At 41.9% G+C, this 12996-nt stretch carries 9 protein-coding genes; all 9 read right to left on the bottom strand.

Going from position 1 to position 12996, the window contains the following annotated elements:
• Window positions 1-64: 64 nt before the first annotated feature.
• On the bottom strand, window positions 65-1210 hold the full coding sequence (locus tag A4E54_RS12835) for an aminopeptidase (RefSeq protein WP_240084802.1): 1146 nt from the start codon (window positions 1208-1210) through the stop codon (window positions 65-67).
• Between the two features lie 205 nt (window positions 1211-1415).
• Window positions 1416-2324, bottom strand: coding sequence for a PLP-dependent cysteine synthase family protein (locus A4E54_RS12830; RefSeq protein WP_240084801.1), 909 nt, complete (start codon window positions 2322-2324; stop codon window positions 1416-1418).
• 123 nt (window positions 2325-2447) lie between these two features.
• Window positions 2448-3632: a methyl-accepting chemotaxis protein gene (locus tag A4E54_RS12825; RefSeq protein ID WP_240084800.1), complete on the bottom strand. Its 1185-nt coding sequence runs from the start codon at window positions 3630-3632 to the stop codon at window positions 2448-2450.
• Window positions 3633-3692: 60 nt separating this feature from the next.
• Window positions 3693-5798 carry an acetate--CoA ligase family protein gene (locus A4E54_RS12820; protein ID WP_286726340.1) on the bottom strand — a complete coding sequence of 702 codons (2106 nt, stop codon included), beginning with the start codon at window positions 5796-5798 and terminating at the stop codon, window positions 3693-3695.
• 250 nt (window positions 5799-6048) lie between these two features.
• Window positions 6049-7497, bottom strand: a complete 1449-nt coding sequence (locus tag A4E54_RS12815) for a sigma-54 interaction domain-containing protein (protein WP_240084798.1) — start codon at window positions 7495-7497, stop codon at window positions 6049-6051.
• A 196-nt stretch (window positions 7498-7693) separates the two neighbouring features.
• Window positions 7694-9016 (bottom strand): glycosyltransferase family 39 protein, encoded by a 1323-nt coding sequence (locus A4E54_RS12810; protein ID WP_240084797.1) that lies wholly within the window; start codon window positions 9014-9016, stop codon window positions 7694-7696.
• A gap of 252 nt (window positions 9017-9268) precedes the next feature.
• Window positions 9269-10189, bottom strand: coding sequence for an AEC family transporter (locus A4E54_RS12805; protein ID WP_286726337.1), 921 nt, complete (start codon window positions 10187-10189; stop codon window positions 9269-9271).
• A 516-nt stretch (window positions 10190-10705) separates the two neighbouring features.
• On the bottom strand, window positions 10706-12370 hold the full coding sequence (locus A4E54_RS12800; protein ID WP_286726336.1) for a bifunctional diguanylate cyclase/phosphohydrolase: 1665 nt from the start codon (window positions 12368-12370) through the stop codon (window positions 10706-10708).
• A 275-nt stretch (window positions 12371-12645) separates the two neighbouring features.
• Window positions 12646-12996 (bottom strand): hypothetical protein (locus A4E54_RS12795; protein WP_286726335.1); only part of this gene is annotated, 351 nt, incomplete at its 5' end.

Genomic DNA, 12996 nt, shown 5'->3' with positions numbered 1-12996 from the left:
ATTACTAATACATGTGATATAATATGATGTAAGGATGTGGGTAGTTACACAAGGTATTTCCTTCTTAAGTTATTTTTTCCGAAAAAAGATTGATCAACTTTAAACTGTCGGGGTTCAACCCCTCTAGTTCCGGCAGTACGAAGACCCCGTCTTTTCTGACGAGAACGTCGTCAAAATATATTTCCCCTCCTCCGTATTCCGGTGTCTGGATATAAACCAGGTCCCAGTGGATGGCCGACTTGTTCCCGTTGAAACACCGCTCGTAGGCGCTACCCGGGGTAAAATGGATGGAACCGGCGATTTTTTCGTCAAACAGGGTGTCTTTCATGGGTTTCGTTATGTAGGGGTTGACTCCCAGAGCGAATTCGCCTATGTAGCGAGCTCCCTCGTCGGTGTCGAACACCTTGTTGATCCGCTCCGTGTTGTTTGCCGAAACGTTTACTATCTTCCCGTCCTCGAACTCAAGCCGGATATTCTCATAGGTGAATCCTTGATACTGGGCCGGTGTATTGTAGGTGATAACACCGTTCACAGAGTCTTTGACCGGAGCGGTGTAGACTTCCCCGTCGGGTATGTTTCGCCTGCCGGCGCACTTTACGGCCGGCAATGATTTAATGGAAAATGTCAGTTCGGTCCCCTTTCCCATAATCCGCACTTGGTCGCTGTTTTCCATCAGTTCTATTAGGGGGTCCATGGCCGCGTCCATTTTAGAATAGTCCAGGTTGCAGACCTGGAAGTAAAAATTCTCAAAGGCCTCCGTGCTCATATCGGCCAACTGGGCCATGGAGGGCGAAGGGTAGCGCAGGACCACCCACTTGGTCCTCGGCACCCGGATATTCCCATGCACTTCATGCCAGAAGTGTTTGTTGTACAAGTACATTTTTTCCGGTGGGACGTCGGACATCTCCGCAAAGTTGGACCCGGAACGGATGCCGATATAAGCATCCATCTCACTCATCCGGTCGGCCTCGTACCGCGCCCTGCTTTTCATTTGTTCTTCGGTCGCCCCCAACAGCAGGGACCTTTCCACCGAGGAATCTTTTATAGTAACAAAAGGCACTCCGCCGGCACGGTACACTTCCCGCACCAACTCCTGCACCAGCGGCATTTCAAGCCCTACCGCCTCGATGAGGATTTTTTCATCAACCTGCAAATCACAGGAATAATTAACAAGGTTTTGTGCCAGGATTCTTATACGTTTATCAACCATGTCCACATCCCCAATCATTAAATCATTTTTTTAGTTTGTTCAAACAGGAACATCCGTATTAAAACAGAAAAACCTCCCTTATATTAGCGGGTAGGCTTTTCACTTAACCGGCAATATATTTGTGCTAAAACCCGGCCAGGATAAAATACTCTTTTGGGCATGGGTTAAAAGATGGCAATACCGTAATTATAATTGTTCGCAGAATTTAGGGGGAGCACTTAGCGCAAATGGACATAAAAAGAGAGGTGCTCAAGTACCTGTCGCCGCGGTCCGACAGGATGGCCACGATGACACCGGACTCCATACGTTCAGCCACCTTAAGGGCGCATGCCACGGACGCGCCGCTGGACATACCTGCGAAAATGCCTTCTCGCGTGGCCAGCATTCTGGCTATCTCAAAAGCCTCTTCATCCTTAATGGTGATCTTCTCGTCCAGCAGCTCAGGATGATAAATCTGCGGTACGATGGCTTCCTCCATGTTTTTCAGCCCCTGGATGGTGTGTCCCTTAACCGGTTCGGCACCGATGATCCGTACGCCCGGCTTTTTCTCCTTCAAATAGCGGCCAGTTCCCATCAGCGTCCCCGTGGTACCCATACCCGCCACAAACACATCCACTTTCCCGTCGGTCTGCGTGTAGATTTCCGGGCCCGTAGTCTCATAATGGGCAAGAGCATTATTCTCGTTGACGAATTGGTTAGGCATGTAGTACATATCCGGCTCAGCGCTGACGATTTGGTGGGCTAGCCGTATAGCTCCGTCCGTTCCTTCTTCCGCCGGGGTCAGGACAACTTCCGCTCCGAATGCCTCCAGGGTCTTGCTTCTTTCCACACTGACGCAACCCGGCATTACGAGCTTGACCCGGTATCCCTTGGCCGCGCTAATCATCGCCACAGCAATACCCGTGTTCCCCGAAGTAGGCTCAAGAATAATTTTGCCTTTTGTCAGCTCACCGGATTCTTCTGCTTTTTTTATCATGTAATAGGCTGGACGGTCCTTGACAGATCCGCCCGGATTGTTTCCTTCCAGCTTCCCGTAAATCTTCACCTTAGGGTTTACGCTGATATTTTTTAATTCGACCAGCGGTGTATTTCCTATTGCAGATAAGATGTCCATACAATGTCGCCTCCAAGGTTTTGTCTAAATCCAAACACCGCCTTTCTATTCGCCGTTTAGAACCCGATTTCCTGCCGCCCGCGGATAGACTGTTAGCTCAATATTAAAAAGAGTTTTAGAAATTCAACAAATCACTGCGGATAATTTCAGTAAAGCGTCCAGCAGCCGCCGCGAGGTATCGAGCACACCTTTTGCTTTGATCAAGCTGTTCTCCTGTAAAAACACATTGGCTGCCTCGTGAAACTTTTTGTGCAATTCCCGAATGGCCGCATATTCTTTAATATGCTTGTACCGCTCGTATTCTTTTTCATACCACCGGCCGAAAGCGCACTCCAGGTGGCTTGGCGCTGTTGATTCTTTCCCGTATTTTTCCATCAGACTCTTGATAAAATTTGTGTGGTCCGTGAGCCTGGCGGCGAGGATGCTCAAGATGTGATCTTCTTTGGGTTTTTTTAAATATGGAAGAATAACTTGATTCATCCGGCTGGTTATGCCCGCGAATACGTCGGCAAAATTGGCTGCCGACGCCAAATCACTGGATACCCCGACTAACCCTTCCGTGGTCACGGCCTGCTGCTGGGAGGTCCTGGCAATATTCTCCACCGCGTCTGCGGATTGTTCTACCTGTTTCACATTTGCGCTCATTATTTCGGCGACTGTTGCGGTATCACTGATGTACTGTTCAAAAATACGCTTCACGTTTGACACTGCGTTTCCGGTGTCCATGGCTTTTTCATCCATCTGCACCGATATGTTTTTAACTTCCTTCACTGCTATTTTTGTTTGATCGGCCAGTTTCCGCACTTCTTCTGCCACTACGGAAAAGCCCCTGCCGTATTCACCGGCGCGCGCCGCTTCGATTGCCGCGTTCAACGACAAGAGATTTGTTTTATCAGCTATTTCTGATACGCTCTCACTGATGTTGTCAATGCTTTTTATTTGCTCCACAAGCTCTGTCGCGTTGCCGACCATGTTGTTCAGCACTGAGCCGGCATTTTTCGCCAAATCATTCAAGGCTCTCAGCCTGTTGTAATTATCCAACTCGCCGGCTTTAACCTGCTGCATGCCGGCGCTGATTTGCTGGGTGGTCGCCGAGGTTTCTTCGGCGGCAGCCGATGTCTCCTGGCACAACGCCGCCAAATCGGTGGCGCTCCCCATAATTTCCTTTACTTTTATGGCCAGGCACAGCGCCATGAACTCGTTAAAAACAAGCGAATAATTAGCTATGGCGGAGGTGAAATCCAGCCTCGCCAGGGTATCATCTGCTACGGTTGTGTTCTTCTTCGCGGGAGAAAATAAATTCAGCATTAATAGCATCTCCTTCCCATATCAAATCTTCCGATGCCCCGCGCCAGCACTGCCGCCGGCTTATTGTCCCAATGCGATCCTGGCGTCCAGGGCCACGATCCTGTCAGCATAAGCCAGTAAAGGATTTATATCCATCTCCGATATTGATGGGTTCTCCATCACCAACTGCGCAAAACCTGCCAGGCAATCAGTTAACTCATTAAAGTTTACCGCAATGGTGCCCCTGGCACCGGCCAGTATTTTACTCACTTTTGTTTCATTAATCATATTCATGAATTCTTCCCTGCTCAAAGGAGGTATTCTCAACGAAATATCATTCAGTATCTCGGTAAAGACGCCTCCCATGCCAAAGGCCAGCACCGGGCCAAATTGCGGATCTCTCTTGCATCCGACTAACAGTTCGGTTCCCTTGGGCAGGTACTCCTGAATAAGCACTCCTTCAATTCTTGCGCCGGCTTGCCTGCGCTGTATCTCCCTGTGCATTTCCGTAAAAGCATCTTCAAGTTGTTGAGTATTCCCGATATTAAGCCGCACACCCCCGACATCTGACTTATGATTGATATCCGGGCTAATTACTTTCATGGCCACCGGATATCCTATTTTTTTGGCAAGCGTAACGGCTTCCTCCATGTTTTTGGCAGTTTCCCAGCGGGCCACGGGGATACTGTAAGATTCCAGGAGTCTGAAAGCTTCCGTTTGCTCCAGGTTTCCGCTCTTGCCGGCAAGAATCTCCCCGGCGGGATTCTGCCCGGGGTTAACCGGCACGGGTGCCGTATAACGTACATTTTTCTTGATTAGATGGTGATATTTATACAGCGCGGAGAGCGCTCTGGCGGCGCGCTCAAGAGAAAAATAATACAAAACGTTGTTGTCTTTTTCTAATTCCAATTCATAATCCCGATAGCGATTCCCGCATGTGGAAACAACTATCGGCTTATCCGGATATTTACCGGCGATCTCCCTGATTACACCGGTTACGTCTAAAAAGTCCTCTTCTTTGTCCAAAAATGAGCCGGTCATGCAGATGACCGAATCCACCTGCGGGTCTTGCATGAAGGCTTCCAGGATGCGGCGGTAGGAATACTGGTAGCCGTTAAACATGCTGGCCGGCCACATATCCATAGGGTTGCTGCAATGTGCCCATGCCGGAAACAATTCATTCAACTGCTCAAAGGTGGATCTGCTCAGCGTGGCTATTTCCAAGCCGTAACGGGCACAGGCATCCGCAGCCATCACTCCGGCGCCGCCGGATATCGAAACAATTCCAATCCTGTTTCCCTTGATGCCGCTAAACGTGCAGAATACCTTGTTAAGGTCGCCCATTTCTTCGATGTCCACCACACGGAGCAAGCCGCACTGTTTAAAAGCAGTGTCAAAAACCTTGTCTTCACCGGCAAGCGAGCCTGTATGTGAACTCGCGGCGATTGAACCGGCGGCGCTGGTTCCGGTTTTATAAATAATCACCGGCATTAGCGGCACGGCGTCTTTAGCTGCCTCCATGAACTTAGTTCCGTTTCTCAAGCTCTCCATGTGTATGTTGATTACTTTGAGATGGGGCTCCCTGGCGAGGTGGCCCAATACATCGGAGACGTCAATATCCGTTGTGTTTCCGGTATCAACTATGATTCCTATGCCGGTGCACAGCTGTGAAGCGCCTAAATAAAAAGTGCCCGTTTGGCAGGTAATTCCTATCGGTTTAACGGGATTGATAAAATTAACAAATGAAGTGCAAAAATTATTAAAATTGTTGACAATACCAAGGGTGTTCGGCCCGAGCACCCTGATGCTGTTTTTAGCAGCCATGTCAAGAAGCTCCTCCTGCATCAGCCTGCCCTGCTCATCTCCGTCGAAAAAACCCTGGGCTGTGATAATGACAATTTTAATCCCTTTAGCGGCGCACTCGCCGAAAAGCTCCGGCACTGCGTCACGAGGCGCGCAAATGACCGCCAGGTCGGGTATTTCCGGCACATCCAGCAGGGAAGTGTAAGCTTGGCATCCTAATATTATTCCTCCCTGCCGGTTGACCGGGTAAATCCTTCCCCGGTAGCCCCATTTGAGCAATACTTCCAGAGGGTTGATGCTTCCTATCCCGGTGCGTCTGGTAACTCCAACCAAAGCAACGGATTCCGGCGCGGTTAATTTTTTGTAATCACTGTCAGGCAACATTTAAGACGACCCCCTTAAATCGCAGATCATTTTCTCCCTTGATAAGTATTATACTGCAAATTTAGTGCCAATACTTAGAATTGTTATACTTTTCAGTAAACAGTTGCTATTTTCCTTGAAAGATGAATATAAAAAAATATTATGGCTAAGCATAGTTACTGGTAATTGTAATAAATAATGGTGCGAAATCACACCGTTCGGTGTAAACACGCACCATTATTTATTTCCACCTGCCAATTTATTCACATAACTATCGCTTAATGCCGTATTTGGCTGTTTTGCGAATAATATTCGAGTGGTCGATTCCCAATACCTCAGCAACTTTACGGGTAGAGGGGCAGCAGTCGAATGCCATAGAAATCAATTGTTTTTCCAGAATCTCTTTCGCGTCTTTAAGCGGTATTAGCTCATTGACACTAACCGGAGATTTATATTTGGCTCTAATCTTTGTTAACTCGTTTTGAACTTGCGCCGCCGGTATTACTTCTTCATCGGACATGACCAGCAGTCTCTCCAGCACGTTTTGCAACTCCCGGACATTACCCGGCCAATTATACTCTTCTAAGATGGGTATTGCTTGCGGAGCAATCCGTCTTTCCACACCGTACTTTTCGTTGTATAGGGAAATAAACTGCTTCGCCAGCGGCAGAATATCTTCTTTGCGTTTTCTTAAAGGCGGAACTTCTATGGACAAAACATTCAACCGGTAAAAAAGATCTTCTCGAAAACTCCCCTCCTGAACCTGTTCCTCAATATTCCGATTAGTAGAAGCGATAATCCGCACATCGAACTTATTTGACCTGGTAGCCCCAATACGGTAAACCTCCTGCTCCTGTAAAATGCGCAACAGTTTTACCTGCAAATTCAAGGGCAAATCGCCGATCTCGTCCAATAGCAGGGTGCCATGGTTTGCGATTTCAAACATACCCGGTTTTCCTTTTGGATTGGCGCCGGTAAATGCTCCCGGTTCATAGCCAAATAGTTCTGACTCCAATAAGTTTTCCGGGATGGCACCGCAATTTATCTTGATAAAACCCCCTGTACACAACCGTTGGCTGGCATTGTGAATTACCCTGGCAATAACTTCTTTTCCCACGCCGGATTCGCCTAATATCAAGACGGTGGCATCTGTCCTGGCCGCTTTCACCACAAGATTAAGCGTCTTAACCATCCCTGGACTTTCCGCGATTATCTTATCTTTTCGTAAGCATTCGGCCATAAAATTGGTAACTTCCGCCTGATAGCGTGTGGCCAGCAATTTTGACACCTTGACTTCTTCCTTTAACCTATTGAGTTCCGTGACTTCTTCTTTTAGCCTATTGAGTTCCGTAATATCACGGATGTTAGTAACTACTCTAGTAACATTTCCCTGCTCATCAAAAATCGGATTGCCGGTAACCATAACTTCTTTGTCATTATTATTGAGTTTCTGCATACTGGTTACTGTGCGTTTTTCCTTCAATGCTTTGACTGCAATGGATTCACACAGGATAATACCATTCTTAAATAAGTTGTTAGCATATTTACCTTCAATATGAGAGGCATCTAATCCGCATATACGGGCTAGCGCCTGGTTTATCCTAATAATTCTCCCTTTGGAGTCAGTAATCATCAAACCGTCAAAAGAAGATTCTATGATAGCATTTAATTCCCGATATAGCTGTTGTACTGAAGCAAATTTGTCCCAGATATTATCCATTTTCATAATATCCTGAAATACTGCGCTCCAACCATTGATACAAGTTGGCAAACAACTTTGCATCTTGATTTGCGAGCAGTGCAGACCCCTTTCCGAATTTCCCGGGCAAACAAAAAACACACAATAATTATAACACATTATCCACAGTAAAAAGAGCAGGTAATCAAAATGATTTCTTGGCTTTATCATATATATGCTAATAAGTTCCACCATTGATAAAGGTCGTAGAATATAAAAATAAAAGTAATACACATACAATATTAGTAGTATGTTTAATAATTCTACTTTTTTGCGTAAATAATAAAAGGAAAATATAAATAGGAACTAAACTTGAAATGTATCTTGGTCCACTTAATAACCATGTAGGTGAATACGAAAATATTATTACAATTAATGAAAATACAATATAAGATAATGGAACTTTTTTTATTGATATAATAATTAAAATAATAGCTACAAAAAAAAATATTACTTGAGGTATAAATGTTCCAATAGAAAAAATCCTATCATAGCTTAATGCACACATAAATCCTTTTTTTATACTATCCGCAAAAAGCCACATACTATTATCCCAACGTATTTTTTGATATTCTAAAAACTTAAACCAATTCCCAGTGACTAGTTTATTTGTAAGAAGATATATTGCAAACCCAATAAACGGCAATAATGAGTACGGTAGAATTGTAAATAAATGCTTTAGAGCGCTTTTATATCTATGTTTTTTTAATTCATTTATTATTGAGCTACTTAAACATATTTCTATAGCAATAGGCACAAATAGAAATAGGCCCTGATTTTTTGTTAAAGCTCCAAGTATACCTAAAATACCTGCTAGAGCCCATTTCTTTTTCCTGGAATAGTAAAATACCATTGCCGACAGTGCAAGGAATAGGCTTTCGGTATATATAATGCCAAAGAAAAAAGAATAAGGGAAAATCAGAAGTAACAATACAGCTTGCTCAGCTAATTTTTCGTTTCCAAATTCTAAAAGAACAAGTTTATACACGTATAGACATGCAATAGCTAAAAATAAGCAAGATACTAATATTCCCGATATTAGATAATCATAAAAAAGAAAACTAAAAATTTTGATCAAAAATGGATATAAAGGGTAAAAAACAATATAGAATCGTTCCTCTCCTACATTTTGATATCCGTTCTGTGCTATGTTTATATAATGAGGAGTATCTTGGATAAACCACATTTGCAAGTATGTGCCAAGGTTGATAAACTGTTTTTTCAGCAACATTTGAATTATATATGTAACCGCAAATATTAATATTCTACTTGCAAACACAAATAACAGAAATTTTATAAAAATATTTTTAGGAGCTTCACTTTTCTCTGAATCGATAAAATTCTCCCTTTCAAGAATTATTTTGCGTGTAATATTTTTTAAAACTGGTGGAATGATCGAAGTAAACTCAAGCTCATTTAGAAATCTAATAATAATAAGTATACAACTCAAAATCACTAAGGCGAGAGAAGTATATTTTACGATATTACCTATAAATTCCATTATTGCCTCCTCTATGATCTAGCATTTACTCTCGATCGCATTGAGTGTCCATCCATTCTAAAAGAAAAAAATATTTTTAATACATTCGATAATGTTCCTTTTAGTTCTTCCCATAAAGAGCCATAAAAATATTCGCCAGGCGTCTAATTCCTTCTCTAATAGATAAAATCTGATTTGTTTAGGTTCAGAAAACAAGCGGGATTATTATTAGGTAAAAGAGCCATTGCAGCTTTACCACATTGGTACAAATAATTATTTTAATCCAAAAACATTAAAAGAATATTCTAAAATCGTAAGTACAATAATTCCAACTGCTGCAGAATAAGATACTAAACTTGAAGCAAATTTAGTGTCTTTACCATATACCGATGCAAAAACTAAACTTACAGCTCCTACTGGTGCCGAAGATGCTAAGATAATAGTAATTTTATCTATTGATTCTGTGAACAAAAACGATAAGCCTATTCCTAAGCAAAGTCCTAAAACCATCTTTATGAAGACAGCATTAAAAACAACTTTTATATTATCTAACACGGGCTTAAAGTAAAAACCTAATACGAATAACGGTAAGAATGTGTTTACTTCTCTGATTATCTTAAGCGGTTTCATTATAAACTCTGGTATAACAATTCCTACTCCACCTACAACTAAGCCAGCAACAAGCCCCCATATTGGAAATGACATCAACAACGTTTTTAAACCTTTAAATAAATTGAATCTTTTGCACTCATACGAGACGAATAGTGTTTGTGCTATCATATAAATAGTAATCGAATTTCCTACATCGTATAAACTGAGCCGTGTAACACCAACATCACCATAAACCAAATAGATAAATGGACTTAAAAATAGCATAGCATTTGTTATCAGAGGACATGTAATAAACACACACTCAGTTTTTTCATCTAAATTGAGTCTCTTTGATACAATATATGTAATGCCAAATAGAATTAGCGGAATAAGTAAGCCTATGAATGGTAAATAAATTGCATTTCCTAAATTTTCCGTATTACTGACGAATGATAAGAAAATCGTAACTGGAAGAGTAATATATAGAATTATTTTTGTTATTATTTGACCCATTTCTTCCGCATATTTAAACTTAACTTTAAATAAGTAACCGATTATAAAGAATAGCACAAATGGAAAAACCAACTTCAACGTTTCAATCAATTAACTTTCCTCCAAACCTTTTATATATCTCAATAAGTTAGCCAGCTCTTATTTATTCAGTTTGGCTGATCTGAAATAAACATAATATAAAGCATTTTGATTGTAAATAATTTCTTTATGTACCTGTCTGTACCGAATTCTTTAATCATTGAACAAAATTTTTTTATAAGAAATTGATTTAGTAACTTCATCAAATGTGGGTTTAGTGGTATCCTTATCCATGGCTTTAGCAAAACCATACACTTTTAGGGCATGGTTAACCCTTCTGATATCACCATTAAAATATAGAGTCATTTTTTCTAATACTTCAGAAGCTATGTTACTAATCTCCTATTCTGATTTAGGAATGTATCCCTTCCTTTAAATTCGACGTTACCGTTTCGACAATAATACAATTTTCTATATGCCTTAGTGCGTTGATTCGGATAAACTTATCTCTAAAATTATCGTCAAACGAACTCATCAAGAACTCTATTCCCCCGGCAGTTTATCCCCAGAGGGGAATAATCGTCTGTTTTAGCTAAGGCTTTTATCGGTCATCATCTTAATAAATATCGGAACTAAAGTAGGATCAAACTGAGTTCCTGCTTTGAGACAAAGTTCATGCAGTGCTTCGTTTATAGTCTTGGCGGGTTTATAAGGCTGCTGGTGGGTCATGACATCAAAGGCGTCTAAAATGGATATGATCCGTGACAAAAGAGGAATCTCTTCTTCTTTAAGCCCCTGGGGATAGCCTTGGCCGTTCCACCATTCATGGTGATATAAAATGATATCGGCGAGATGGGCAAATTCTCCGGACGCGTGAGCAATTCGATAGCCAATTTCGACATGTTTTTTCATAATAAACCATTCTGATTCATTAAGATGGGACTTCTTCAGAACAATATCTTCAGGTATACCGATTTTACCGATGTCATGTAAATTTGTAGCCTGCACAAGATTATTAAAATTTTCCTTGGGGAAATTAAGAATTCGTGCGAACTCTTTAGCGAAAGATTCCAATCTTTCAATATGTTCTTTGGTTTCATAATCTTTTTTCTGCAACAGTTTACCTAAGATTTCAGCGATAGCCCACCTGGCTTTCTTGCCTTCGATAAGCTTAATTTCATACATTAATTCTTCAGCTTCTTTTAAGACCTTAGACAAATCTGCTTTACTATCGGTTTTAGTTGCTACACCCAAGGATATACTTAAAAGAATATCTGTCTCCTGGTTGCTTTTACATGCTGCGTTAATCTTATGTCCAATATCGAGAGCTGTTTCTTTGTCGGTGTTTGGAAGAATAACAGCGAACTCATCACCGCCCCATCTTGCTATAATATCATTTTGACGACAAGATTGTTGAATAATGAAGGCCATCCTTTTAAGCCAATTATCTCCATCCTGATGACCAAAAACATCATTAACGAATTTTAGCCCGTTCATATCGCCAACGAGCAAGGAGATGGGCAGGCAGTCATTATTTTTTGCCAACTCTTGTATTTTCTTATCAAAATAAGTCTTATTATACAATCCGGTTAATTCGTCGTGGAAAGTGAGGTAAGTTATATGAGCCAATCCTCGCCCAATCTCATCCTTTTGCTCTTTTAAAAAAAGCTGAATAAGTCCAATTGCATTGAAAAGTAAGATTGTATGCGAAACAATATAGGGAGCCATCTGGGGCATTTTTAGAATATAAGAAAAAATAACGGTATTGCCAACCCAGGCTATATTTAATAAACCTAAAAAAAGAGCGAGTTTTCCGTACCTTTTGGCCGATTTGATCATAGCTGCGCCTACCCAGGAGGATAGAGCAAATACCGCTAAATAGGTATATTTAATCATCTGCAGATCCGACCAGTTTTGATTTAAAAAAAAGATAAAAAATAATAACCATATTATCCCTACCCTTAAAAATAGGGATATTCCAGCTTTGATTTTCAGGAATATTAAAGTACCCCAAGATATTAAAAGGTTTGCATAGAAATATGAACTTAGACTAAGAAATAAAATCAGGCAGTTTTGTCTCAACAAGTTAGGGAAAAAAGCATCCAGACTATAATTAAACGCAATGATGGCCCAGCCAATAAACCAGAGGCCAAGAAAAAGTCTACGTTCAAACATAAAGATATAGACATACAACATCAATAAAACAGAAATGGCCCCGAGTGAAGCAATTAATAGCAGGGCAGAAGTTTGCATAGTCGCTCCCATCAAAGTAGGCTAGCTTTTTAGTCCAATTTTACCAAATAATTTTGCAGACAGCCAGACTATTTTCCTCTCAGCTCATCGAGACAAGATTATAATCAAAATTGTTCACATACCTATAGTTTAGGTTAATATCCATACTGCAATAACCCTCCTCATTAAGTACATCTTTTTAGACACTCAAGGGTTAACCAAGGTTGCTTACCAAAAGCTGGAGGTCGGCACCGCTATGATGCGGTTTTTCGCGCCAGAGAATTGGCACTGATTGACTAAGTATAAAACCGTTTTTCGATATCAAGTGGAGCATAGGGTCCGATAAATTGCCGGTGCTCCGGCGTGATATAAACGCCTTTTTGAAGACAGCATTTTCTGAAAGCATCGTTAAAACGTATACCTGGAAAATCCACGGCAACATGCAGTCTGGGGCGCGACTGGTCAGATAGTGATGCCGTCACGGCAATTTCCTGGTCCAACAACTGATCGTAGAACAGGTTCGGCATAGTGTGAAAGCGAACATATTCTTGCAGAGGCTCGTCGGCAGGGTGCCCACACCACGAGAGGAGGGCCAGTGCCTCAAGAATGTTGGACTTGCCGGTGTTGGGCTCGCCGATGAAGAGGTT

This window comes from Pelotomaculum sp. PtaB.Bin117, from assembly GCF_002067195.1.
Classification (GTDB): Bacteria; Bacillota; Desulfotomaculia; order Desulfotomaculales; family Pelotomaculaceae; genus Pelotomaculum_D; species Pelotomaculum_D terephthalicicum.
Note: the sequence above shows the minus strand (reverse complement) of the source record. Positions and strands in the feature narration are given on the sequence as shown.